The organism is Paenibacillus silviterrae (assembly GCF_030167925.1).
GTDB lineage: Bacteria > Bacillota > Bacilli > Paenibacillales > NBRC-103111 > Paenibacillus_G > Paenibacillus_G silviterrae.
On the sequence record NZ_JASKUT010000002.1, the window covers coordinates 113352 to 139432 of the forward strand.

25 protein-coding genes are annotated in these 26081 nt (G+C 49.9%); 21 read left to right on the forward strand and 4 right to left on the reverse strand.

From position 1 onward, the window contains the following. Positions 1 to 124: 124 nt before the first annotated feature. The 4 genes from QMO62_RS24385 to QMO62_RS24400 all read left to right on the forward strand — a co-directional run bounded on the left by QMO62_RS24385 (position 125) and on the right by QMO62_RS24400 (position 5216). Positions 125 to 3616: a carbohydrate-binding protein gene (locus tag QMO62_RS24385; protein ID WP_284645103.1), complete on the forward strand. Its 3492-nt coding sequence runs from the start codon at positions 125 to 127 to the stop codon at positions 3614 to 3616. Between the two features lie 108 nt (positions 3617 to 3724). Then, complete coding sequence (locus QMO62_RS24390) at positions 3725 to 4243, forward strand: Ig-like domain-containing protein (protein ID WP_284645104.1); 519 nt, start codon at positions 3725 to 3727, stop codon at positions 4241 to 4243. Then, on the forward strand, positions 4244 to 4939 hold the full coding sequence (locus QMO62_RS24395; RefSeq protein WP_284645105.1) for a dockerin type I domain-containing protein: 696 nt from the start codon (positions 4244 to 4246) through the stop codon (positions 4937 to 4939). 73 nt (positions 4940 to 5012) lie between these two features. After that, positions 5013 to 5216, forward strand: a complete 204-nt coding sequence (locus tag QMO62_RS24400) for a hypothetical protein (RefSeq protein WP_284645106.1) — start codon at positions 5013 to 5015, stop codon at positions 5214 to 5216. A 35-nt stretch (positions 5217 to 5251) separates the two neighbouring features. Here the strand turns inward: QMO62_RS24400 and QMO62_RS24405 are convergent, their stop codons facing one another. From QMO62_RS24405 to QMO62_RS24415, 3 genes are read right to left on the reverse strand one after another with little or no spacing between them, the layout of a single operon-like run. After that, on the reverse strand, positions 5252 to 6235 hold the full coding sequence (locus tag QMO62_RS24405) for a sugar ABC transporter substrate-binding protein (RefSeq protein ID WP_284645107.1): 984 nt from the start codon (positions 6233 to 6235) through the stop codon (positions 5252 to 5254). A gap of 2 nt (positions 6236 to 6237) precedes the next feature. Then, positions 6238 to 7842: a response regulator gene (locus QMO62_RS24410; RefSeq protein ID WP_284645108.1), complete on the reverse strand. Its 1605-nt coding sequence runs from the start codon at positions 7840 to 7842 to the stop codon at positions 6238 to 6240. Beyond that, the gene (locus QMO62_RS24415) at positions 7820 to 9652 is read right to left on the reverse strand and encodes a cache domain-containing sensor histidine kinase (RefSeq protein ID WP_284645109.1); all 1833 of its coding nucleotides are present in this window, start codon (positions 9650 to 9652) and stop codon (positions 7820 to 7822) included. Before QMO62_RS24415 ends, QMO62_RS24410 begins: the two co-directional genes overlap by 23 nt. Before the next feature lie 258 nt (positions 9653 to 9910). On the opposite strand from QMO62_RS24415, the gene QMO62_RS24420 reads away from it, so the two are divergent. From QMO62_RS24420 to QMO62_RS24455, 8 genes are all read left to right on the forward strand, one after another. After that, entirely contained in the window at positions 9911 to 10939 is a 1029-nt protein-coding gene (locus tag QMO62_RS24420) for an ABC transporter substrate-binding protein (protein ID WP_284645110.1), read from the forward strand. A gap of 87 nt (positions 10940 to 11026) precedes the next feature. Then, the gene (locus QMO62_RS24425) at positions 11027 to 12535 is read left to right on the forward strand and encodes a sugar ABC transporter ATP-binding protein (RefSeq protein ID WP_284645111.1); all 1509 of its coding nucleotides are present in this window, start codon (positions 11027 to 11029) and stop codon (positions 12533 to 12535) included. 4 nt (positions 12536 to 12539) lie between these two features. Continuing rightward, a complete protein-coding gene (locus QMO62_RS24430; protein ID WP_284645112.1) occupies positions 12540 to 13568 on the forward strand; it encodes an ABC transporter permease in 1029 nt (342 codons plus the stop codon). Continuing rightward, positions 13561 to 14526: a galactofuranose ABC transporter, permease protein YjfF gene (gene yjfF, locus QMO62_RS24435; protein WP_284645113.1), complete on the forward strand. Its 966-nt coding sequence runs from the start codon at positions 13561 to 13563 to the stop codon at positions 14524 to 14526. The genes QMO62_RS24430 and yjfF overlap by 8 nt, the downstream gene beginning before the upstream one ends. A gap of 155 nt (positions 14527 to 14681) precedes the next feature. Further along, on the forward strand, positions 14682 to 15731 hold the full coding sequence (locus QMO62_RS24440; protein WP_284645114.1) for an ABC transporter substrate-binding protein: 1050 nt from the start codon (positions 14682 to 14684) through the stop codon (positions 15729 to 15731). Positions 15732 to 15910: 179 nt separating this feature from the next. Further along, positions 15911 to 16585: a class I SAM-dependent methyltransferase gene (locus QMO62_RS24445; protein ID WP_284645115.1), complete on the forward strand. Its 675-nt coding sequence runs from the start codon at positions 15911 to 15913 to the stop codon at positions 16583 to 16585. Positions 16586 to 16622: 37 nt separating this feature from the next. Next, positions 16623 to 16775, forward strand: coding sequence for a hypothetical protein (locus tag QMO62_RS24450; RefSeq protein WP_284645116.1), 153 nt, complete (start codon positions 16623 to 16625; stop codon positions 16773 to 16775). Between the two features lie 13 nt (positions 16776 to 16788). After that, positions 16789 to 17415 (forward strand): stalk domain-containing protein, encoded by a 627-nt coding sequence (locus QMO62_RS24455; RefSeq protein ID WP_284645118.1) that lies wholly within the window; start codon positions 16789 to 16791, stop codon positions 17413 to 17415. 94 nt (positions 17416 to 17509) lie between these two features. Here the strand turns inward: QMO62_RS24455 and QMO62_RS24460 are convergent, their stop codons facing one another. Next, complete coding sequence (locus QMO62_RS24460) at positions 17510 to 18700, reverse strand: cytochrome P450 (RefSeq protein ID WP_284645119.1); 1191 nt, start codon at positions 18698 to 18700, stop codon at positions 17510 to 17512. Positions 18701 to 18886: 186 nt separating this feature from the next. Between QMO62_RS24460 and QMO62_RS24465 the strand changes: the two genes are divergently transcribed. The 9 genes from QMO62_RS24465 (at position 18887) to QMO62_RS24505 (ending at position 26000) form a co-directional block, all read left to right on the forward strand. After that, a complete protein-coding gene (locus QMO62_RS24465; RefSeq protein WP_348651723.1) occupies positions 18887 to 19693 on the forward strand; it encodes an NUDIX domain-containing protein in 807 nt (268 codons plus the stop codon). A gap of 17 nt (positions 19694 to 19710) precedes the next feature. Continuing rightward, positions 19711 to 20478 (forward strand): cysteine hydrolase family protein, encoded by a 768-nt coding sequence (locus tag QMO62_RS24470; protein WP_284645120.1) that lies wholly within the window; start codon positions 19711 to 19713, stop codon positions 20476 to 20478. A 24-nt stretch (positions 20479 to 20502) separates the two neighbouring features. Next, the gene (locus QMO62_RS24475; protein WP_284645121.1) at positions 20503 to 21933 is read left to right on the forward strand and encodes a nicotinate phosphoribosyltransferase; all 1431 of its coding nucleotides are present in this window, start codon (positions 20503 to 20505) and stop codon (positions 21931 to 21933) included. A gap of 19 nt (positions 21934 to 21952) precedes the next feature. After that, the gene (locus tag QMO62_RS24480; RefSeq protein ID WP_284645122.1) at positions 21953 to 22108 is read left to right on the forward strand and encodes a hypothetical protein; all 156 of its coding nucleotides are present in this window, start codon (positions 21953 to 21955) and stop codon (positions 22106 to 22108) included. 94 nt (positions 22109 to 22202) lie between these two features. Then, complete coding sequence (locus QMO62_RS24485; RefSeq protein ID WP_284645123.1) at positions 22203 to 23330, forward strand: cytochrome P450; 1128 nt, start codon at positions 22203 to 22205, stop codon at positions 23328 to 23330. A gap of 172 nt (positions 23331 to 23502) precedes the next feature. Then, on the forward strand, positions 23503 to 24012 hold the full coding sequence (locus QMO62_RS24490) for a GNAT family N-acetyltransferase (protein ID WP_284645124.1): 510 nt from the start codon (positions 23503 to 23505) through the stop codon (positions 24010 to 24012). A gap of 241 nt (positions 24013 to 24253) precedes the next feature. After that, positions 24254 to 24580 carry a PadR family transcriptional regulator gene (locus tag QMO62_RS24495; RefSeq protein ID WP_284645125.1) on the forward strand — a complete coding sequence of 109 codons (327 nt, stop codon included), beginning with the start codon at positions 24254 to 24256 and terminating at the stop codon, positions 24578 to 24580. 3 nt (positions 24581 to 24583) lie between these two features. Continuing rightward, positions 24584 to 25204, forward strand: a complete 621-nt coding sequence (locus tag QMO62_RS24500) for a DUF2812 domain-containing protein (RefSeq protein ID WP_284645126.1) — start codon at positions 24584 to 24586, stop codon at positions 25202 to 25204. 16 nt (positions 25205 to 25220) lie between these two features. Then, positions 25221 to 26000 (forward strand): ABC transporter ATP-binding protein, encoded by a 780-nt coding sequence (locus tag QMO62_RS24505; protein ID WP_284645127.1) that lies wholly within the window; start codon positions 25221 to 25223, stop codon positions 25998 to 26000. Positions 26001 to 26081: the final 81 nt, after the last annotated feature.

Consider the following 26081-nt stretch of genomic DNA (forward strand, 5'->3'; position numbering starts at 1 on the left):
ACACGGCTATGCTGATAAGCGACCTTTGAAAGGAGGTGTTTCCACCCCAAAGAGGGTGACAAAATACAACAAGGAAATAGGGACGTGCACAAATGAAACCATTCATGAAAGTGGAGGTTGTTCAATGAAAAAGTTGAAAAAAATGCTGGGCATGACGATGGCATTAACGCTTGCTCTCACATCGATCCCTGTAATGGAAAGAGTACAGGCTGCCGCAGCTGCGGTCACTCCGGCGCTGGCCAAAACGCCCGGTAACGCCAATCCGCTGTTTACACAAAAGTTTGGTGCTGATCCCTTTGCAATGGTGTATGACGGCAGAGTGTATGTTTACATGACAAATGATGTATTCGAGTACAATGCCGACGGAACAGTCAAGGATAACGGATACAGCTTGATCAATAAGATTACGGTGGTTTCGTCCGACGATATGGTGAACTGGACCGATCACGGAGAAATACCCGTAGCGGGCGGGCAAGGTGCGGCTAAATGGGCAAGAAACTCCTGGGCACCGGCAGCTGTTCATAAAACAATAGACGGCAAAGAGAAATTTTTCCTTTATTTTGCGGATAGCGCAAACGGTATCGGTGTGCTCACAGCAGACAGTCCGATCGGTCCATTTACGGATCCTTTAGGAAAAGCGCTGATTAGTAGAACGGGAACTCCAGGGGCTAGCGATGTTACGTGGCTCTTTGACCCTGCGGTGCTGGTTGACGACGATGGAAGCGGTTATATATATTTTGGCGGTGGCGTTCCGACGGGTAAGGAATCGGACCCGGGAACGGCGAGGGTTGCAAAGCTTGGAGCAGATATGATCAGTTTGGATCTGGCTGCTACCGGAGGTGCTGTAAAACCCATTAATCCGCCATGGTTATTTGAGGATTCAGGGATTCACAAATACAATGGGAAATACTATTACTCCTATTGTACGAATTTCTCTGGTGGACATCCGGCAGATATACCTACGGGAACGATTGCCTACATGGTGAGCGACAATCCGCTAGGCCCATTTACTTATGAAAAAACGATATTTGCCAACCCGGCGGCGTTCTTCGGTGTCGGAGGCAACAACCACCATGCCATTTTTGAATTTAACGATCAATGGTATATGGTATATCATGCTCAGACGCTTGCAAAGGCCATGGCAGAAAGTGGAACGATGCCGCAAATGGGGGGGCAGGCTCGTGGATACCGTAACGCACACATCAATAAGCTAAGCTATGACGCAAACGGGAAAATCCAGACTATTACCGGCGATTACAAAGGTGTTCCACAGCTGAAAAATGTGAATCCTTATACAAGGGTTGAGGCGGAAACCATAGGCTGGAACGGAGGGATTTCCACGGAAACCACTACCGAGCCCGGAGCGATGGTAAACGGAATGAACCTGACCGTCAGCAGCATCAACGACGGTGACTGGACAGCCGTTTCCAAAGTTGATTTCGGCGCTGCAGGTGCCGGTATCTTTACGGCTAACGTTGCAAGCGGTACGGGGGGAGGAACCATTGAGCTGCGTCTTGACAGCGCTGACGGCGCATTGATTGGCACACTTCCCATTTCCAACACAGGCGGAGAGAACGCATGGAAGACGGAAACAACCCATATTTCCGGCGCTACGGGTGTCCATGACGTCTATATGGTGTTCAGAGGAGCAGCAACGGGAAATCTCTTCAAGGTAGATTACTGGCAGTTCGCGCCAAAGAGCGCTGCTCATGAGCTTGTTGCCATCAATGCATCCACAGACAAATACAAAATCGATACGGTCTCCGGAACGAATACGGCAACCATGAAGGTTACAGCCGTATATGCCGACGGAACCAGTGAGGATGTTACAGCTCAAGCTGTGGCAGCACCGGCACAAAACGGTATCGTAAGCGTCAGCAACGGAGTTGTAACCGGAGTGGGTTATGGCTCAACCAGCATTAGTGTAAGCTATGGCGGAAAAACCGATACGCTGAACGTGCTTGTTAAAGATTTGAACAGTGAACTGACGGTGAAGAAGATTACCGTTGACAATCCTTCCGTTGCACTGGATTCAGGCAAAACCGCAGCATTTAAAGTAACGGCGGAATATGTTGACGGACGCACGGAGGATGTCACCAAAACAGCAACCTATAGCAATCCTAATCCCGGTATTGCAGAGGTTTCAAACGGTAGCATCACCGCTAAAGCCAGCGGAACAACCACGGTTGTTGTCAGCTATAAGGGAGTGTTAGGCGAGCCAGTAACAGCACAAATTACGGTAAACGTCAATACTCCTGCCGTAATTGCCATTGAGGCGGAAACGGCAGCGGAAAACACGGACAATGCCTACGTAAAGGGCGTTGCAAACGGTCATACGTGGACGCTTGTTGACGGAATGTCTACGAAAGCCATGCAATTTACACCGGACGATGCTACCTCGGTTACGCCAGGGACAGACTCGGCCAGCCTTGCTGCCGGTTCCAGTTTGAATTATAAAATCAATTTTACAACCGGAGGCATATACAATATTTGGATCCTTGCCAAGAGTCGCAATTTCAACACGGATTCCATTCATGTCGGACTGGATAACCAGTATAAATTTACATCCAATGGGATTCAAGGTGTGAGTAACAGCCAGTTTAGATGGGTGAATCTCAGTAATGGAGGATCGGTTGTGCCTGGGGGCGCTCCTCTGAATATTACCGCCGGCGTACATGAATTGAACTTATGGGGCAGGGAATCCGGATTAATCATAGACCGGATCTACCTAACCACAAGCAACGCAACCACTGATCCTGTCTGGCCGCCCGCTCAGCCGCAAGGACCTATGGCTGCCCTTTCGGCAGACAGCAGTGTGAAGCCTGGCAGCAGCTTTACCGTGGCGGTTAGCTTGAACAATTTGGAACAAAGTGTGTATGCTCAGGATATCACGCTCTCCTATGATTCCAGCGTATTCGACTATGTAAGTGCGGCAGGTGCCAGCAGCAGCATTCAGATCGTCACAGAGGATAAAGCCACTGCCGGAAAAGTAAGACTCATTGCCGCCAACATCGGTGGGGTATCCGGATTGAGCACTCCGGTTCTGAATCTCACCTTCAAGGGGAAGGCCGGTGTTCAGAATACGACCGGAACGATTGCAGCCACCCAGGCTAAGCTTGGTGCGGGTCCTGAGGGAACCGTGATTCAGGCGGCTCTTGGCAGTAAAAGCATATCCATCGGGACAGCGGATCCTATCGTAGATAAGACCGCATTGACTGCAGCGATTGCGAATGCACAGAGCCTGTATGACGCCGCCGTAGTCGGCACACTGCCGGGACAATATCCGCAGGCAGCCAAAGACGCATTCGGTGTTGCCATCAACGCAGCCAAAGCTGTAAAAGACAACCCAAGCGCGACACAGCCACAGGTGGACAGTGCGGCAGCAGCACTGGGCAGCGCCGTCGATACCTTCAAAGCGGCCGTGATTAAGGAGGTTTCTGCAGACCTCAACAAGGACGGAAACGTCGATGTAGGTGACCTTGCGATGGCTGCTTACCATTACGGAAAGGATTCCGCAGGCGCAGACTGGGCAACAGCCAAGATCGCCGATATGAACGGTGATAATAAAATCGATATTGCGGATCTTGCTTATGTAGCATCCAAAATTCTTCAATAAGTGATCTAGTCATGCCCTATCCCGAGTAATACCCATCTATGATCGGGATAGGGCATACCATTTCCCTTTGATAAGTAAATGCTCAATGTAATAAAGGAGCTCAAAAAAATGAGAAAAGCTAAGAAAATGACCTCTCCCATTATTTTATTAGCTATACTAGTGAGCTTGTTTATGAGTATGATCCCTTCAGTGCAAGCAGCTGCGGTAACAGGAGTGATCTTGGCGGTAGGCTTGGAAGCAGGTTCGACCGGAACACTTGTCGCAACGATAATCCCTGCAAATGCAATTAACAAGGAAGTAACTTTCTTATCAAGTCATCCGGATATTGCAACAGTAACCGGGGCGCAGTATGATCCTGCGACGGGAACTACAAGGATTACAGTAAACGCAATAACGGCAGGCAATGCAGTGATTACTGCGACAACGGCAGACGGGAATAAGACAGCGGTAATAAATATTACGGTATTTCCACCCGCTCAGCCACAAGTACCTGCAGCTTCCCTTTCGGCAGATGGCATGGTGAAGCCAGGCAGCAGCTTTACAGTTGGACTGAGTCTGAACAATGTGACACAAAGTGTGTATGCCGAGGATGTTACCTTGGCCTATGATTCTAACCTATTTGACTAGGTGGGTGCAGCAGGTGCCGGCAGCAGCATCCAGATCGTTACAGAGGAGAAAGCCGCTGCCGGTAAAGTTAGGCTCATTGCCGCCAATATCGGAGGGGTGTCCGGTGCAAGCACTCCGGTTCTAACGCTCACCTTCAAGGTGAAGGCAGGCGTTCAGAATACCATTGGAACGATTGCAGTTACCCAGGCAAAGCTTGGTGTGGCTCCTGAGGGAACCGTGATTCAGGCGGCTCTTGGAAGTAAGAGCATTGCCGTAGGTAGTATAGAACCGATTGTAGACAAGACCGCATTGATCACAGCGATAACCAATGCACAAGGCCTGTATGACGCTGCTATAGTCGGCACACTGCCGGGCCAATACCCGCAGGCAGCCAAAGACGCATTCGGTGCTGCCATCAATACAGCCAAAGCCGTAAAAGACAACTCAAGTTCCACTCAGGCACAGGTTGATAGTGCCTTAACGACACTGGGCATTGCGGTTGGGACCTTCGAGACAGCCGTGATTAAGGAAGTGTCTGCAGACCTCAACAAGGACGGAAGCATCGATGTAGGTGACCTTGCCATGGTTGCTTACCATTACGGAAAAAACTCTGCGGGCACAGACTGGCAGACAGCCAAGATGGTAGATATGAACGGCGATGATATGATCGATATTACGGATCTTGCGTATGTCGCCTCCAGGATACTCGAAAAGTAATTCAAGCATGCCCTATCCCGAGTATTAGCAATCCATCACCGGGATGGGGCTTATCAATTAAGGAGACTAAATCATGGACATGAATACGATACGAGAGAAACATCAATATACCGTCTGGGCAAAAGTTGATCATGTAAATGCAAAAGGCCTTATGGCCAAGCTGAAGGAGAAATTGATCCGTGAAAACCAGCTCTCCTCGGAAGATACGGTTACTTTTACCGCTTATGCGTTTCAAAAGGAAAACATCCTTGTGCTCGCCGGTGATCAAAAAAAATAGGGTAGGGAACATGCGTTCCTTACCCCTTTGAGCCTCTAGTCAAATAAATTGTTCCTATTCAATTCTGATATTTCCAGGTTCACAACGGGAGGAATAGGCTTGCCTAAGGAGGCTTGAAGCAGCTGCTCAATGATATGAAGGCCAATGGCCTGTTCTTTGCCGGAAATGACGGCTTCGATTTGGCCGTTATACACGGCTTCTTTCACCTCCGGGGTCAACCCAAAGGTAAGTGCTGTACGTTTGAGACCTTGCGCCTTCCAAACTAAAATAGACGTGGAGCTGGAGATCATGTCCAGGGAGACCAAAGCATCAAAGTGGGGATGGTCATCGATCATTTTCTCCAGATTCGTGAGAGCCCTCTCGCTATTACCTTGATTATACCTGACCTCTAAGATATCAATTCCTGAATGAGCATGTAAATAGTCCAGCATCCCATCCAGCCTGACCCTTTCGCGCAACGAATTCTTGAGTCCTCCCTGGATCATGATCATTCCATTCCCCTTTAGCCGCCGTTCAATGATTTCCCCCATCAGCTTACCCTCTTGAAATGGATTTGCACCGATAAAGGATAAACGCTGACTCTGGGGCACATCTTCCTCGAAGCAAATGACAGGAATACCTTCGGCAACGGCTTTATTGATTAGCGGAGCGAGAGCGACGGGATCGATCGGACTTATGGCGATACCACTTACCTTCTGTTTAATCATGGTCTCCAGCATTCGCATTTGCTGCTCTGCATTCCATTCGGCCGGTGCTTTTACTATCAATTGAATGTTGATTTGCTTGGCTACCTCCTCCATCTGTTCTGTTATGTTCTCGTAAAAAGGATGTGCCATCGGATACAGGATCCCAAAGGTCCGCTCAGGCATAGGCCCGGTATTCGATGCGGCGACGGAAATTTCATTCTCGTATCCATTGTTCACGGTATCGGAGGAAATGGAACGGCTGCAGCTCGCCAGAAGAATAACCGTTAGTATCAGCATAAGAAGCTGACGAAATGAAGGCTTGGAGGCTTGCATGACTACTCCCCCTCTAAGGCGGCGACTGCTTCGTCCCCTTGCTTCCGAAACTCTTTCGTTGTCTTGCCGGTATACCTTTTGAACAAATTGGAAAAATAATGGGCATCATTATAGCCTACTTGAAATGCAATTTCATACGACTTGGCCGATGTCGAACGCAGCAGCTCCATGGCTTTATGCATACGGACCTGAGTCAAATATTCGATGAAGGTTTGCCCGGTTTCTTGACTGAATACCTTGCTAAGATGACTTTGGCTAACCTTCACATGATCGGCGGCATCCTGCAGCGAGATGGTGTCCTTGTCATAATTGGCATGAATATAGGCTTTCACTTTGTTTAGCATATCACCGTATTTATCATAATTGTGAGAGCGCCATGACCAGAATTGCTCGGTCAGCTTAGTAAGGTATTGACAGGCATCGTCCCAGGTGTGGATCTGGCCGATCTGCTGCTGAAGCAGCTTAAGCAGCTCTTCGGTTTCCGTAAGGTGGCGATACATATCCCTTGCCGAACGAAATACCTCCAGGGTGAGGTCATTCAAGATGTAATAGCCAAGCGGAGACAGATGCCACTCAATGTCTCTGAGCGCATAGGCGTAATCATGGATGAACGGTTGAAGCTGACTTGGCGTGCCGATCTTTAGGAAAGTGACGAACTTTCCCTTATCCAGGTAGAACAAATGGTCAAGCGAGCCGGAAGTCACCTCCCACATGGCATGACGGTTTTGTCTTGACAATCTGCGCCAATACATGTCCTCGGCAGCTTCAAGGAACGAGATATGAACGTTCTGCAATCTGTCTTGAACGCTCCCTATTCCAATCGTCAAGGGGAGAGGGGACTGCTCATTCCTATAGACTTGCAGCTCTTTATACGGCTGCAGCTGCTCCTGCAGCTGCTCCAGGGAATCTGCTTTCATGATCCATACGATTTCGGTCCGGCTTCGCCGGAATAGCAATGTATGCTTCATTTGAAATAATCCGTTGTATTGCTCCAGCACGGGTTGATGGTCCGTCACCTGATCCGGGGAGCCGGCGGAATCCCGGTAATCCGCGACAATAACAACGTAATAGCGGGCAACCAGATTCATATGCAGGCTAGCGCCCAGGTGAATGGCTTCCGTCGTGGTAACGAAGCCGCTGCATAAGTCGTTCAGCAGCTTGTCTTGCGTGAGCTGAAGCGAATCGGATTCCTTGCGCTTCAAGCTTTCAATGCGAAGCTTCTCTTCGCGCTCCAAGTCAATTTTAGCGCTTACATCGTGAAGCGTCTTTATGACCTCCGCTGAAGAAAACGGCTTGAGGCAATATTCTTCAACCCCCATGCGCATGGCCGTTCTGGCATATTCGAATTCGCCGTGCCCGCTTAGGATAATGATCTTCATGTCGGGATGGCTTTTTCGAACGATACTGCAAAGCTCGAGCCCATTCATAAAGGGCATGGATACGTCTGTAATCAGAATGTCAGGCTGATGCTGTTCGATCATGGTGAGTGCTACCTCGCCGTCCGGTGCGTCCCCGCAATACATAAAGCCCTCTTTTGTCCAATCGATGCATTGGCGGATCGATTCCCTAAATAAGATTTCATCATCAACCAGAAGCACTTTTTTCATGCGGATCCTCCAATCTCGTCGGTACTCGGATCGTAACGGTTGTTCCCACTAAGGGCTGACTGGTCACTTGAACGCCATGGGCTTCCCCATAATATAAACGAAGCCTCAGGTTTACATTATGTAGACCGAAGCCTCCCGATATTTCTTTGCCGGTCTCCTGAGGGGAGCGGGGATCATCCAGATATTTGCGCAGCTGCATAAGCCTTTCCTCCGTCATTCCGATGCCGTTATCCTCAACGATAAGAATGATGTCGTTATTCTCATCTGAGTAGCCGGTGACACGGATCATGCCTTTACCCCGTTTGTTCTTAAGCCCGTGATAAAGCGCATTCTCGACAATGGGCTGAAGAACGGTTTTGAGAATGGATGACGAATGAATCTCCGGACTTACGTTAATTTCATAATCCAGAATGTCGCGATATCGAGTTTGCTGAATGGTCAAATAGCTTTGTATATGCTCTAGCTCCTTCTTGATCGGTATCCAGTCATTTCCTTTACTAAGGCTGATGCGGAAGAGCCGTGATACGGCGAGAACGAGCTCAACCACCTGTTCCTTTCTTCCGGCCTCGGCCAGCCACAGTATGGAGTCGAGCGTATTGTACAAAAAGTGCGGATTAATTTGCGCCTGCAGCGCTCGAAGCTCCGACTTCTTCATCTCTTGCTGTTCTTCTATGCTTTGATCCAGCAGCCTCCTGATTTTATCAATCATGGTATTGAAGCTGTTCCCCAGATCGGCAACCTCGTCCGTACCGCTAATTGTGACCTTCGCTTCAAGAAAGCCTGAGGAGGCCAGCTGCATTTTATTTTTCAAGACGTGCAGGGGGAGGGTGAGACGATTGGTAATAAAATAATGCAGTGTAATCGCGAACACGATGCTCAATCCCACACTGATGATGATGAGCTGACGGATGGCATTGGCATCCGCTACGATTTCTTGTAAAGGAACAATACCGATAATGCTCCAACCGGTCGCTTTAGAGGAAGATGCGACGATAAATTTCGGCTTCCCCTCCGAAGCTTCTACGAGGCTTCCTTCTTCACCTGTCATGATCATAGTTACTTGTTCCATTGTTGGAACCTTACTATTTTTCGACGATAGTCTTGAAGGCTTGAAGATCGTTTCGCCGGCTTGATTGACCACATAGAAAAAGCCGGTGGTTCCTATCGTGACCTCATCGCAGAAGCGCTTCACGATATTGTCGTCCACATCTACAATAATGAATCCGATGATCTCGTGCGTAATTCGCTGCTTAATCGTAGTAACGATGGAGATGACGTCCGACTTCACGTATTGAGAGTCGTCCAGAGGCTTCAAAGCTGATGGGTCGGAGGAAGGGATGCTGAGCACGGCATCGGTATTGCTGAATAAATAGGTGAAATGCGGATTGGAGATGGCATTGCGGTTGATTTGAAATACGCCCTGGCGCTCGCTGATCCCTCGTCCATACAGATTTACCATCGTTATATTTAATACGTTTTCATATCGGTAGGTTTGTCTATAGGAGGACATGGTTCTTAGAATGTCCTTGGCATTCTCGTAGGAGTCATCTTGAGAGTATAAAAATTGGAGAACCTTCGGGTCTTTCCCAAGCTCAAGAAGCTTACGTGTATCCATGAAGAGGTTGTCAATGTCTCTGGCTAGCTGCTGCGCTTGGATCTTGGTCGCCGTTTTACTGTTATTGTATACGGTAGTAAAAGATTTCTGATAAGAAATAAGACCGACCGAGATGAGCGGTACACAAGTGAGAATAACAAACATCGTTAGAAGCTTGGCACGCAGACTGGACGTTATCGTCTTCAGTAGTCTCATTGGCTTAGAACCTCTTATGGAATATATACGGGATACCTTGTATGGATAAATTATGCAGCATGATTCAGCAAAACGCAATCACAAACAAAAAACTACAAGTATTAAAAAAGAAAACAAAGGTTCATCGGAAGCCAACATGAAAATACGAAAAAAATTATAAAAACGCAACATAATCCTCCGTATACCGGCCTCTGTGTACCATTCTATACTCTAGATACACCAATTCGATCTGGTGAAACAAAAGGGAGGAAAGCACTAATGAAAACCAAAAAGACAATGGGGTTACTACTGGCTTCCGCCATGGTGCTGCTAGCGGCAGCCTGCGGCAATGCCGGGCAAGGGACAGGGAACGGCACCAATAGCACGCCGACACCAGGGAATGCAACGAAGGCGCCTGCGCCGGCCGATAAGAAAATTGTACTCGGCTTCTCTCAAGTAGGCGCAGAAAGCGGCTGGAGAACGGCGAATACCAAATCTATTCAAGACTCCGCTAAAGAAGCGGGCTTCGACCTCAAATTCTCTGATGCCCAGCAAAAGCAAGAAAATCAAATTAAAGCGATTCGTACTTTCATTCAGCAAAAGGTGGATGTTATCGCGTTCTCCCCGGTTGTCGAATCCGGCTGGGATACGGTTCTCAAGGAAGCGAAGGATGCCGGGATTCCGGTTATTCTTACAGACCGCGCAGTGGATTCCAAGGACACCTCGCTTTATCAGACTTTCATCGGTTCTGACTTTGTAGAAGAAGGCCGTCGGGCGGGCAAATGGCTTGTTGACAAGTATAAGGATGCTAAGGAGCCCGTAAACATTGTGGAGCTGCAAGGTACGACAGGCTCTGCACCGGCCAATGATAGAAAAGCCGGCTTTGAAGAAATCATCAAATCGAATGGGAATTTGAAGGTCATTGCTTCGCAAACAGGCGACTTTACACGAGCTAAGGGCAAGGAGGTTATGCAAGCCTTCCTGAAGGCTCACAAGAAAATCGATGTGCTCTACGCACATAACGACGATATGGCTCTTGGAGCTATTCAAGCGATCGAAGCGGCTGGTCTGGTGCCGGGGAAGGACATCATCATTATTTCGATTGACGGCGTCAAAGACGGCTTTGTTGCTGCCAGCGAAGGGAAGATTAATTTCATCGTTGAATGCAATCCGCTACTTGGGCCTCAGCTGATGCAGGCGGTACGCGATGTGGTTGACGGCAAGCAGCTGGCTAAGCGCATCGTTACGAAGGAAGGCGTATTCACATCCGAGGATGCGAAGCGCGAGCTGCCCAATCGTCAATACTAGAACGAACGATATAACAAATAAAAAGCCGCTCTATTTACGTTCAACGCATGGAGCGGCTTTACTCCTTGAAGGGAACGGAGTGGGGTTATGAATACATCTCGACCGGTATTGCAAATGTCGGGGATTCACAAGCAATTTCCAGGCGTAAAAGCGTTGACTAACGTGAATTTCCGATTGTTTCCGGGGGAAGTTCACGCATTGATGGGAGAGAACGGTGCGGGGAAATCAACGCTGATTAAAGTTTTGACAGGTGTTCACTCTATTGATCAGGGAACTGTTGAGCTTGAGCAAATCCCGGTCAGGATCGTGAGCCCTCAGGGGGCTCAGAATGCGGGAATCAGTACGGTGTATCAAGAAGTCAACCTGTGCTCGAATTTATCCGTTGCCGAGAACATTTATATCGGTCGCGAGCCGCGTCGTTTCGGACGGATCCTGTGGAAGGAAATGAATCGTAATGCAGCGCAGCTGCTGAAGAAAAGAATGAACCTTGAGATCGACGTTACTCAGCCTTTGCATACGTATTCCGTTGCCGTGCAGCAGCTGGTTGCCATCGCAAGGGCGCTCAATATTTCCGCACAAGTGCTAATCTTGGACGAACCTACGTCCAGTCTGGATCGCGGTGAAGTGATTCAACTTTTCTCTGTCATGTCAAGGCTGAAGAGTGAAGGTCTTGCGATCCTGTTCGTTACGCATTTCCTGGACCAGGTGTATGAAATTTCAGATCGAATAACCATTCTCCGTAATGGGGAATTCATTGGCGAATATATGGCAAAGGATCTGCCTCGCTTGGAGCTTGTATCCAAAATGATAGGTAAGGATCTGCATCTTCTTGAAGAGCTGCCGCAAAAGGCGAGTGAATCAGGAGCTCCGAAGGATGTGTGGTTGGAGGCTGCCAAGCTTGGCAGGAGAGGCTCCATCGAGCCTGTTGACCTGAAGATTCATAAAGGCGAGGTGGTGGGTCTGGCGGGACTGCTCGGCTCAGGCAGAACGGAGCTGGCCAGATTGTTCTTCGCGGCCGACCGCGCGGATAGCGGGGAGATCAAGATTAACGGGGCGGCTGCGGCCATTCATACCCCGCGTCAAGCCATTGATCACTCGATCGCCTTCTGCTCCGAGAATCGGAAGGCCGAAGGAATCATTGACGATTTGACCGTTCGCGAGAATATCATCCTGGCCTTACAGGCTTCGCAGGGCTGGTTTAAAACGATCTCAAGGAAGCGTCAGGATGAAATCGCAGATGAATATATCAAAGCATTAAACATTAATCCGCCCAATCCGGAGCATCTCATTAAAAATTTAAGCGGCGGCAACCAGCAGAAGGTGCTGCTGGCAAGATGGCTGCTGACACAGCCTGAGCTCCTCATCCTTGATGAGCCGACTAGAGGCATCGATATCGGAGCCAAAGCAGAAATTCAGAAGCTTGTACTGTCCTTGGCGCAGAAGGGGATGTCCGTACTGTTCATCTCCTCTGAGCTGGAGGAAGTGCTTCGGGTCAGCGAGAAAATCGTCGTCCTTCGGGATCGGCACAAGGTTCAGGAGATATCCGGGCTAGACAAGAGTCAAAAGAACGTCATGAAAGCAATAGCAGGAGGCTGAACCTATGGCAAAGCATCATCTATTCTGGCCGCTGACCGTACTCGGCGCATTATTACTATTCAATCTGTTTTACTCTCCGGAGTTTTTCTCGATTAAGATTCGCGATGGGCATTTATATGGCACTTTGATAGATATTCTCAATTTCGGTGCACCGCTGATCATTGTGGCCATAGGCATGACCCTGGTTATCGCTACGGGAGGGATCGACTTGTCTGTCGGATCGATCGTTGCCATCTCCGGAGCGATGGCTTGCTTCTTAATCGGCAGCGGTACAGAACAGGATACGGTGGGCGTGGTGCTGTCGGCAGTCGGCGTAGCCTTGTTGCTTTCCTTGGCATTAGGAATATGGAATAGCTTCCTTGTTGCCAATATCGGTATGCAGGCGATCATCGCGACATTGATCCTAATGGTAGCGGGCCGAGGGATCGCCCAGCTGATCACGAACGGACAAATTATTACCGTATCCAGCACCTCGTACAAATTTATTGGAGCGGGATCGCTGGCAACCCTCCCTTTTTCTATCTTTATCGTGGCCGCGGTATTCACAATTGCCGCATGGCTCACCAGGAAGACGGCATTGGGACTATTTATTGAAGCTGTCGGCTGCAAGCCGACGGCAAGCCGGCTTGCCGGAATACGCTCCAAAACCGTATTGTACGCCGTGTACATGTTCTGTGGCCTTTGCGCCGGAATTGCGGGACTTATCCTGAGCTCGAACGTATCTAGTGCTGACGGCAATAATGCCGGCCTTTGGTACGAGCTTGACGCTATTCTAGCGGTCGTTATCGGAGGTACGTCACTCACCGGCGGACGATTTTATTTGACCGGAACCTTGGTTGGGGCGCTTGTCATTCAGACACTGACCACGACCATTTATATGATCGGTGTTCCCCCGGAAATTACACTTGTAGTGAAAGCATTTGTCGTACTGGCTGTGTGCTTGGTCCAGTCCGAGCCATTTCGCAAAACTCTCGCGCTCCGCGCAAAAACACGTCATTACGGGGCAGAACGGGAGGTGAAGCATCGTGCTTAAACGTCAACATATTCCTATTCTCGTAACGATAGGCCTCTTCTTTTTTTTGTTTGCTATCGGTTCCTTTAAATATACGGGTTTTTTCTCCGCACAGGTTCTTCTGAACCTGCTAATTGATAACGCCTTTTTGTTAATAGCGGGCGTAGGCATGACGTTTGTTATTTTAACCGGCGGCATTGATCTGTCCGTTGGCTCCATGATTGCCTTAACTACCATGGTATCTGCAAGCCTGGTTCAAGCGGGATGGTCACCCTTGGCTGTCATACCGCTAGTGCTGCTGATCGGTTCCTGCTTCGGCGGCGCCATGGGAGCCATCATTCATTATTTTAAAATCCAGCCGTTCATTGTGACCTTGGCAGGCATGTTTCTGGCAAGAGGGCTTTGTTATCTGATCAGCATCAATACCATTACGATTGACCACCCGTTCTATACTTCGATGGCGCAGACCAAAATCAATCTGCCTGGCGGCAATTATATCTCCATCAGCGTGATGATTGCTCTGTTAGTCGTGTGCTTGGGCTTCTATACGGCGCATTATACCCGTTTTGGCCGTAATACCTATGCCCTGGGAGGGAGCGAGCAATCCTCCTTACTGATGGGCCTTCCCGTAGCGAGAACGAAGGTGTTAGTGTATACCTTCAGCGGTTTTTGCTCTGCTCTGGCGGGCGTTGTATTTACTTTCTATATGCTGTCCGGTTACGGATTGCATGCGATGGGCATGGAGCTTGACGCCATTGCAGCGGTGGTGATCGGCGGCACCCTACTGACAGGAGGTGTTGGATACATCGTAGGCACCTTCTTCGGAGTCATGATACAGGGCGTTATCCAAACCATCATTAGCTTTGAGGGAACGCTTAGCTCCTGGTGGACGAAGATCGTCATCGGAATCCTGCTTTTCTCCTTCATTTTAATGCAGAGATTGCTGAGCGAGCGTGCTTGGCTTCAACGCAAATCATAAACAAGACATAAAACAGGAGCGGACAGGAAGCGGACTCTCCTGTTTTTTCCTTTTTTTTCATAGGTTTCGGTTGTCAAGCCTTCCTTCTCCATACTAAAATACTTATAGTAAGCGCTTCCTGATATTGTGAGTTTGCTTGTGTAGGGGGAGATAAAATGGAGCGTGAGAAGAAGAGTGGCGCGCTTGGGAGCCTGTTCAAAGTCCTCTCTATCCTTTGTATTATATTACTTAGCATAAGCTGCAGTGTTACGGATGAGAAGCAGCGCCCGGCCAAACTATCGACGACAGAGCCTGATACTAAATTGCTATCCGCACCGGTGCAGAGAAAAATAACCATGGGCTTCTCACAGCTGGGCTCGGAAAGCGAGTGGAGGAAGGCGAACACCGCCTCGATTCAAGAGGCTGCCAGAGAAGCGGGTATCGATCTATTGTTCGCAAACGCAGAGCAGTCGCAAGCAAGTCAATTTGACGCGATAAGGTCCTTTGTCGAGCAGAAGGTAGACGTGATTGCGATTGCCCCGGTTGTTGAGAAAGGATGGGAGCCGATCCTTAGGGATGTGAAGCAGGCGGGAATCCCTGTCATCATCATCGACCGATTGGTCGAGGTGTCAGACCCAACGCTGTATGTGTCTTTTATCGGTTCCGATTTCTACGAAGAGGGCAAAAAGGCAGGCAAGTATGTGCTTGATAAAATTGCCAAGCTCCCGGATACTGTCGGGATGGTTGAATTGAAGGGAACGGAAGGCTCGACGCCATCGATTGCCAGAGGCTTGGGCTTCAGGGATGTAATCGAGCAACGGACCGGCATCCATATTCTTCAGAGCGAATATGCAGGCTTTACCTTTGAAGAGGGAAAGAAGGTTATGGCTTCACTATTGCAATCCCATGGAAAGAAGATACAAGTACTTTACTCGCATAATGATGATATGGCCATCGGAGCCATCGAAGCCATTGAGGAATTCGGGTTAAGGCCGGGGAAGGATATTATTATCGTTTCCGTTGACGGTACAAGAAGGGCGCTTGAGAAACTTCTGGAAGGAAAAATCAATAGTGTAGTCGAATGCAGTCCGCTGCTCGGACCTAACCTTGTTCAGGCGGTCAAGGAGCTTATGGATGGACGTATTTTGCCGAAACGAATCGTAACGCCGGAGACCATCTTTACGGGTGCGACTGCTGAGAAAGAGATTGCAACTCGAAAGTATTGATAAAGGCATGCATGCCAAGGGCCGGGTATCCCTTGATGGATTTAATAGCCTGTCTGCCCAAATCAATCGATCTCGTATAGAGAACGTTTCGTTCTAAATGATATATTTTTCATATGGATTCCAATCCTTTACACTAGCGTTATAAGGAAGTATATTCCATATAATGGGGGATGGATTCCATGCTGAATTACGATTCGTTTGCCGAACAGTACGATGCGATGGTCAAACAAGGCGTTCCGAGAAAAGTTCATAAGTACATTGTGGAACAGGTAAGCAAGGAGATGGATCTGAGCGGCAAAGAGCTCTGTGATTTGGGCTGCGGTCAAGGCGAGCTCGCAGATCGATTGCAGCGTCTTGGCGCCAGGGTCACGGGTGTTGATTACAGCCATGCGATGCTCGATCTGGCGAGAAAGCTGACAGCTGAAGTGCTATGGGTCCGGGATGACGCCATGACCCTTCGGACGCTGCAGGATGAATCGTTCGATGTGGTCGTCTCGAGCATCATGCTGATGGACCTTCCGGACCATGAGGCGGTGTTTCGACAGAGCCACCGCATTCTGAAGCATGGAGGGATCATGATCTGGCTGGTTATGCATCCTTGCTTCCAGTCCCCCTTCAGTCATCCTCTGGATGACGGTGCCAGAAAGGTATACCAATATGCTCCGCAGTTTTGGAAATCTCATGGGACCGGCACGCTTCGCTCAACGCTGGGCGCTTACCACCGTCCGGTTGCCGAATATCTCAACGGCTTCATGGGAGCGGGCTTTGCATTGAAGCGGGTGCTGGAGCCCGGATATGAGACAGCTAACGATTCCGTTATCCAGCACTTTGGGGCGATAGGTTACAAAGTATGAACCGGAGGCGAAGAAGCCGGATCCGAATCAAATCGGAGTGAAGTGGATCCCTGTCTCCGATCTAGAAGGGATCCGGCTCTATCCCGAAATCAATCAAGACATTATCGATTATTATCATGGCAGAGCCTATCGCAATTATGTGGAAGAGCAGCAGATCCAGCAAAGCAAGAAGGCTGCCGGGCCTACATGAAGGAGGATCCGGGTTGAAAAAACACATCGTCGGGATTGCGTGCGCGGTTGTCTTGTTAGCTGCGACAGCAGCATATGCGTCGGACACGATACAATCGGTTAGGCAGGTGCTGGTTCAAGGAGGACCGCTGAAAACCGATCTTCAGGTAACGGAAGACGGTACGACAATGGTATCGGCAAGAGCTCTTGCCGAGGCCCTCGGAGCCAAGGTGGAATGGAACGAGACCGACAATACGGTCGACATTACGAATTCATATCGCGAGTTCGTAGCTGCACTTCTCAATGGCAAATACAATCTTACCTATGAGGTTATTGCTAGTAAACCGGATACGACGATCGTTTACTCCAAGGGATACCAAGAGGTGCCTTCTAATACCGATTTTCAAAAGCTGTTTTTGTTGCTGCTTATAGAGCAGTTGGATCCGCAGATACAAACGAAGCAGATCGAATTCTGGTCCGATAAGGAGCATGCTCTCTCGTTTGCCGCGGGGACTTTCGTAGAAGATGGTTTGGAAGGCTGGACCGGAATGAATTCACGATTTGCCGTGTTGGCGAAGGAAGGGGAGCGGGTGTCCCTCTCGCATATTCTTAGCGTGCATGAGCGTGACTGGATCACCATTGGCAAATACAATCAACCTTAGGGATTATGCAAGCTATAATTACATGGATGAAGAAGCTCTCTCTAAATCTCCCTAAGGAGCGAGAGCTTCTTCATAATGCTTACGGACATTGAGGCTAGCTACGTTGAAACGAGATCGGATACTGCTTCATTCCGAAGACGAACGAGCTTGGGATCGGGGGAGTGGGCTTGCCGGGAATTTGACGAATGTCTCGAATGTGCCGAAGCAGAAGCTCAAAGGCAATCCGGCCCTCCAACCGTGCGAGCGGCGCGCCTAAGCAGAAATGAATGCCGAAGCCGAAGGAGATGTGCGGATTCGGCTTGCGGTGAAGATTGAATTGCTCGGCTGCTGTAAACTTGGCTTCATCCCGGTTGGCTGCCCCGACCCAAGAGATGACCTGCTCTCCCGCCTTGATCGTATGTCCTCCAATCATTGTATCCTTGGCAGCAACGCGTCCGATGGCTACGATCGGTGGGTAGAATCTCAGTACTTCTTCGACGAACCCGGGGATCAATTCCAGGTTGTTCTCCAGCTCGGTTTGGAGCTCCGGCCGCTCTGCCAACAGCCTTACGCCGTTCGTAATGAGATTGGTGGTCGTCTCATTGCCCGCAGCCAGAAGCAGAATACAGAAGTGTATCAGCTCCCGCTCCGACAAACGCTCGCCCTCAATTTCCGCTTGAAGCAGCGCCGAGATTAGATCGTCCTGCAGCTGCTGACTACGCTGCTCCAATATCCCCTTAAAGTATTGGCTAAGCTCCATGACGACTTGAATTCGCTTCTCGTTCAGCCGTTGGAATGCCTCATCGGATACTCCCTCTGCGCTTTCAACCAGCGAATCGGACCAGCGCTTAAACAGCTGCCTGTCCTTCGACGGCACACCCAGCAGCTCGGCGATAACGATTACGGGCAATGGTGTTGCCAGCTCCGCAACGACATCCATCTCCTCTCCGGTTATCGCAGCCAGAAGTTCCTCGGTAACCGAGCGAATTCTTGGGGCCAAGCCCTCTATGACTCGGGGGGTAAAGGCTTTATTGACCAGATCGCGCATCTGGGTATGCTTGGGAGGATCCATGAACAGCAAATTTTGCCCCCCTGCATTGCTTCTCACAGAGGAGAAGGTAGCAGCATCCTTGAGAATTCGGTGAACCTCTTCGTAGGTGAACACGTCCCAGCAGCTTCTTACGGGATCGTAACGTACGGGCGTTTCTTTCCTGAGCTTGGACAGAAGCTCAAAGGGGTTGAGACGCTTCTCCAGCGTATCCAGCTCCGGCATGCTTAAGTTATTGGCATATTTAGTTGGATTCATCGGCTTGCTCCTCTTCAAACAATGGAATAAATTCACGGTTAGCATTTCCACTTTTGCTAACCAGTATTAGGAAAATAAAGCCCGTTTTCTTAAATGTCATAATGAAAGTATTGACTTGTTGTATATGCTGGAATATAATCTAAGTAATTAGTGAAATACTAAATACAAAAAAAGGGAGGCGCTGCCTTGACCCATGTAGAATCGGAAACGAAATGTCCGGTGAACGACAAGATGAGAAAGTATAGGACACCGGACGGATATACGAGTGACATTGCCGTATTTACGATCGTATCGGATAAACAGGGAGAGCATAAGCCTCCAACGTATACATTAAAGCTGATGCTCATTCGACGAGCCAAATCCGATCAGAACGGCAAGCCGAATATTGAAGGAGGCAAATGGGCGCTGCCCGGCGGGTTTGTCCATGAATACGAAACGGCATTGGAAGCGGCGCACCGGGAGCTTGCGGAGGAAACAGGCGTGAACGGCATCTTTATGAAGCATTTCGCCGTTTACGACAAGCCGGGACGGGATCCTCGGGGATGGATTATTTCCAATGCATTTTATGCGATTGTAAGAGAAGAAGTACTGCAGAGACGCAAGGCAGCAGATGACGCCGAGGACGTGGAGCTGTTCGCCGTTCATGAGCTTGACGAATCCAAGCTCGCCTTCGATCACGCGATGATCATTCAGGAGGCTGTGGAGGTTATTCGCCGCGAGCTGCTACAAACGACGATGTTCAAGGAGTTTCTGCCCGAGGAGTTTACGCTTTCGGAGCTGCGCAATCTGTTGCTGCTGGTCGCTCCCGAGGACCCGGCCATTAAGATTGAGTCTACCTTCTCCGCAAACGCGAGAAAGAAATACAAGTTTTTGGAAAACGTAATGGAAGCAAAGGATGGCGTGCTGCGGCCGAAAACGACCAAACGAACCTCGCATCGTCCTGCAGAGCTGTTCCGATACAAGGAAACGAAAGTAAACGCCACGATTTTCTAGCCTAAAGGAGGGTTACCATGACGGATCCCCGAGTGTTTACTTTGCTCATCGATTGCCAGGAGGATTTTATGGAAGGCGGGGCGCTTCCGGTTACAGGCGCCAGGGCGGATATGGCTCGGCTGGCCGCATTTATTGCTAAGCACCGACATACGATAACCAGAATCGGCTATTCGCTGGATACGCATCAGCCCATCTCGATCTTCTTTCCTTGCTGGTGGCGGAATGGCTCCGGGGAGCATCCTGCTCCCTTCACCTTGATTACTAAGGAGGAGGTGCAGGAAGGCCTGTGGATGCCTATTTACGATAGGGAACAGTCTATGGCTTGCCTTCATCATCTCGGAGCCGTCATGATCTGGACGTACCACTGCCTTCAGGGGAGCGCCGGCGCGGCGCTGGAAGGAACCATTCAGCAAGCGGTGACGGAGCATGCCCTGGCCACGCAAACGAACCCGTATGTACTGACCAAGGGGTTGGACCGGGTCAGCGAAATGTACGGAATCGTCCATCCCGAGCACAATCCGCACGGGCTCACCCACCGGGAGCTGTTGGATGAGATTGCCCTTTATGACCGGACGATCATCGCCGGAGAGGCCGCCTCACACTGTGTGCTTACATCAGTAAGACAAATATGCGAAGGCTTAGCCGACCTTGAGTTGACGAAACGGATTACCGTACTGACCGACTGCATGAGTCCGATTGCCGGCTTCGAGGAGCAGATGACCGCCGGCTTTGCCGAGCTGGAACGGAAATACCGCATTCAACTTGTGAAGTCAACGGAAGTGTGACGGGAAAGAAGGAGGACGGAGCAAATGTACCAAGACGACGGTTATGCACTTCACACGGATTTATATCAGATTAATATGGCAGAGGTGTACTGGAACGAAGGAATGCAGGAGACGCCGGCCGTATTTGAGCTATATTTCCGCAAAATTCCCTTCGGGAACGGCTTTGCCGTATTTGCAGGCTTACAGCGCGCAATCGAATACATTCAAGCTTTCCGGTTCAGCGAGAGTGACTTAGCTTACCTCGAAGAGCAAGGCTATGATCCTGCTTTCCTTTCCTACTTAGCCGGCGTGCGCTTTACGGGGACCCTTCGCGGAATGAAGGAAGGGGAGCTCGTTTTTGCCAACGAGCCTATCCTTCGGGTCGAGGCGCCGCTTGCGGAAGCACAGCTGATCGAGACCGCGCTTTTGAACATCATCAATCATCAGACGCTGATCGCAACCAAGGCCGCACGCATTCGGCAGGCCGCCGGGGAGGATCCGCTGCTCGAGTTCGGGACTCGTCGCGCTCACGAAATGGATGCGGCTCTGTGGGGAGCGAGGGCGGCCATCATCGGCGGGTTTGACGCTACCTCCAACGTGCGGGCCGGCAAGCTGTTCGGCGCCCGTATTGCGGGAACTCACGCGCACGCCATGGTGCAGTCGAAGCAAAGCGATTATGAAGCGATGCTTATGTACGCGAAGCGGATGAAGGAAGTGGGCCGCCAATGCGTATTCCTGGTGGATACGTTCGATACGTTAAAATCCGGTGTGCCCGCGGCCATTCGCGTAGCACGGGAGCTGGAGCTCGGCCCCTTGTTTGACGGCATCCGTTTGGATAGCGGGGACCTGGCATACCTGTCCAAGGAGGCCCGGAAGCTTCTTGATGCGGCCTGCTTCCCTCAAGCCAAAATTTATGCAAGCAACGATCTGGACAGCAATACGATCACCCATTTGAAAATGCAGGGAGCCTCGATCGATGCATGGGGGATAGGCACTAAGCTGATCACCGCCTACGATATGCCTGCCCTTGGCGGAGTTTACAAGATGGTGCAGATCGACGGACGGGATACGATCAAAATTTCCGGCAATCCGGAAAAGGTAACAACTCCCGGACTGAAGAAGGTATACCGCATCATTAACAGGGAGAACCAAAAGGCTGAAGGCGATTATATTGCGCTTCAGGATGAGAATCCGCAAGATGAGGCCCGGCTCAAAATGTTCCATCCCGTTCATACCTACATCAGCAAATTCGTTACGAACTTTGAGGCCCGCGATCTGCATCACGATATCTTTGTGGAAGGCAAGCTTGTGTACACGCTGCCCGCACTAGACGAGATTCAGGCTTTTGCCAAGCGAAATTTGGAGCTGTTATGGGATGAATACAAAAGAAACAGCAATCCGGAAGAGTACCCGGTCGATCTGAGTCAAAAGTGCTGGGACAATAAGATGAGGTTGATTGAAGCAAGCCTCAAATAATCGTTAAGGAGTGAAGCAGATGAAAGTAATGATTACGGCCAATGAAGCGATGGAGAAAGGGATCTGGGCGGAAATCATGAGCATGTTCGGCCGCCGCGAGGAGGATGAAATTTGGCCGAATGAGGAATTTATCCTGACGGAAGCACAAGCCAGAGAAGTCGGGCTGCTGAAGTAACGTCCCGTTCCGCATATCCAAATCCTTCCTCACACATACTAAGGGATATGTCGTAATTGGGAGGATACTCTTGAACCCGCTATTATCACCAGATGTGTTACGAAACCCTTATCCGTTGTATCAAATGGTCCGAAGCTCCAACCAATCCGTCATCTTTCTGGAAGCTGTGGGGTTGTGGGGGGCCTTCGGTTATGATCAGGTCAAAACCGTTCTCTCCGATCATGCCCGCTTCTCCTCAGGCCAAGGCGGCGGATTCAGCCTGATCACAACGGACCCGCCGCGGCATACGCAGCTTCGCTCACTGGTCAGCAAGGCGTTCACTCCAAAGGCAGTAGCCGCTCTTGAGCCGCGCATCGAGCGGATCGCAAACGAACTGCTGGATCAAGTCGCCTCCGCCGGGCGAATGGATCTGATTCAGGATTTTGCCTACCCGCTTCCGGTTATCGTGATTGCCGAGCTTCTTGGAATTCCCGCGGAGGACCGGGAACAGTTCAAGCGATGGTCGGATCGGGTCGTCGCTTCCGCCGATGTCGTCATCGGAGGAGGAGCGCAAGGCTCCGGCACGGCATATATGGAGATGAGCGCTTACTTTCGGAATATTATTCAACGCCGTAAGTCGGAGCCGCTGGACGGAGATTTGATCAGTGCACTGATCCATGCCGAAGAAGAGAATATCCACTTAAGCGAGCAGGATATCCTGGGCTTCTGTATCTTGCTGCTTGTGGCGGGAAATGAAACGACAACCAACCTGATCGGCAATGCCGTATTAACGCTGCTGGAGCATCCTGAAGCCTATCAGGAATTGATGGATGCCCCGGACCTGCTTCCTTCCGCGATCGAAGAGGTGCTTCGGTACCGGTCGCCCGTTCAGGCCATGTTCCGTACGACAACACAGGAGACGGAGCTTGGGGGGCAGAGGATCCCTGCGGGAAAACGCGTGATTGCCTTCATCGGTTCGGCGAACCGGGACGAAGACAAATTCGTCGATGCGCAGCGCTTCGATATTCATCGTAATCCGAATCCGCATATTGCCTTCGGGCACGGAGTCCACTTCTGTCTCGGTGCGCCGCTAGCCAGGCTGGAAGCCAAGATCGCCCTCTCGGCCGTGCTGAGCCGTCTGCGCCGGCTTGCCCGAGAGAACGATGAACCGCTGCCGCCGGCAGAAGGCTTCATCGTTCACGGTTATAAAAGCATGCCGCTGCGGTTTGAAGCCGAAGTGTAGATTAGGTAAGGCAGCTGACGTTATTTAGGTCAGGCTGCCTTTTTGCATCCAGGGTAAATTTCATTATAATCAAACGATCTTATTGTCAAATGGGGCGGACGGACGTAAACTCGGAAGTAAATGAGCTGTCATCTACGGCGAAATTAATGCGAGTGAAAGCAGGTAGGTACCCATGATTACGATACATCAGGTAGAGTATGAACAAAAGTCGATTCTTAGGAATCTATTGGAGCTCTATAAATATGACTTTAGTGAGTTTGAACCGGATGACGTGAATGAGTACGGTTTATACGAGTACAAGTATCTGGACCATTATTGGACGGAGGCGGGGAGGCATCCCTTTTTCATCAAGGTAAACGGAAGGCTGGCCGGATTTGCCTTGGTGCGGGAGCTGGGCAGCACTGAGCAGAAGGAGACAATCTATTCTATGGCCGAGTTTTTCGTGATGAAGAAATACAGAAGATCCGGGGTAGGCCGGCACGTTAGCATGGAATTGTTTACTCGCTTCAGCGGGCTCTGGAAGGTTGCACAGGTGGAAACGAACGAGCCGGCACAGCGATTCTGGAGAAAGACGATTGGAGAGTATACCCATAACCGGTTTCAGGAACGGAGAGAGGAAGGGTGGGATGGACCTATCCAAGTCTTTTCTACGGGGAACAAGGACGAGGTACCTGAGCTATAGCCACTTTACTCTAAGCAAGCGGATGTGGGAATTGAATGGAATATTCAAAATCGGAATATAGGTGTAGGAAAAGAGATAGGCTGCCGGATCACATCCGGCGGCTTTTTTTTGCAAAATAAGCAGCTGTTACAAAACCGTTCCAAAAGATAGTTGCATTATTCAGTTTAACTGTATATAGTGAAACTATATAGTACTTCTTTATAATATCGTGATTCAAAATGCTATAAGCCTGGAGGAGACTATGGGAAGAGATAAACATTTGCCTTTGACCGAAACCGTGTATTACATTCTGCTCGCTCTGGTTGAGCCCGCACATGGTTATCTCATTATGCAGAAGGTAGAGGAGCTCAGTGGAGGGCAGGTCCGCATGGCTGCAGGTACCCTGTACGGCGCAGTGGAGAATCTTGTGAAGCTGAAGCTCATTCAACCCGTGGCCAGCGAGGATAGCCGCCGCAAGGTGTACGCCATTACCGACAAGGGATTGGAAATTTTGCGCCTTGACTTCGAGCGGATGAAGCACATGATGGACGTGACGAAAGAACGTCTGACCCATACGGAGGAGGAATAAGGAATGAAGAAATACAAATTCTTTAGTAACTTCGACGAGGAAGAACGCTGGCTGAGGGAGATGGCGAGGCAGGGCTGCCGCTTTACACGTAAGACGGCGTTCGGTTACGAGTTCAAACCTAGTGAGCCGGAGAATACGACCATCAAAGTCGATTACCGTACCTTCAAAAGAAGAGAAGACTTCGAGGATTACCTTGCTTTGTTTGAAGACAGTGGCTGGGAACATCTCTCGGGAACGAAGAGCTCGGGCTATCAATACTTTAGGAAGATAGACAAGCAAGGTAGTGAAGAGATCTTCTCCGACGTAGACTCCAAAGCGGGCAGGTATAAGAGGCAGTCGGAGATGTGGGCTGCGTTGGCTTGGACGTTTACTCCCATCATGGTGGTGTTCATTACCAATGACACTATCCATCCGGAAGCAATCCTGGATCCACAATCACTTTATTTGACCCCGGGACTTTGGGAAATGAACGGCTCCGACTTCTGGAGAGCGTTTCTCTTTGAAACTCCTTTTGCCTTCTTTCGCGGCTTCTTCTGGCTGTTCTTTCCGGCCTTAATCGGGATCTATGCTTATTTCGCATCGAAGGCCAATAGGCAGTACAAAAAATTCAAAGAAAATCAATAAAGAAAGGATAAGCGACATGAAAGAAGTCATTCGCCTTGAGCAGGTTTCCTACCGGAGGGAGCAGAAGGAGATCCTTGGAAACATCAACTGGACTGTAAATAAGGGAGAGCATTGGGCGGTACTCGGGTTGAACGGCTCGGGAAAGACGACCATTTTGAACATGATCAACGGATATTTATGGCCCACGCAAGGGCAGGTTTCCGTGCTCGGGGAGCTGTACGGGACGGTAGATTTGAGAGAGATGCGCAAGCAGATCGGCTGGGTCAGCTCGTCCTTGCAAGAGAAGCTGTACACCAATGACAAAACGCAAAATATCGTGATCAGCGGCAAACACGCCTCCATCGGTCTCTATGAGAAAACCTCAGAAGAAGAAATGGACAAAGCTTTATCGTTAATGGCACAGCTGGGGTGCAGCCACTTGGCGGATCGAACATATCAGTCCTGCTCCCAAGGGGAAAAGCAAAAGCTATTAATAGCGAGAGCGCTGATGGCTTCGCCTAAGCTGCTCATTCTGGATGAAGCGACCAATGGGCTTGATTTTATTTCCCGGGAGGCACTTCTATCCAGCGTACAGCAGCTGGCGAATCAGTCTGACGCACCGACGATCCTATATGTAACGCATCATATTGAAGAAATTGTGCCGGTCCTGAATCGAACCATGCTCATTCGTCGAGGCGAGGTATTTGCCCATGGTCCCAGTCAAGAGGTCTTGCAGAAGGAAACGCTATCGGATTTCTTTGAAATGCCGGTAGACGTGCACTGGCAAAATAAGAGAGCGTGGTTAACGCTGTCTTAATGCAAAATCCAGCAAGATATGTGTTGGAAATTGTCGAAAAGTGCAATACCTTTGAGGGGTACACATTCCTGTAGATTCGGG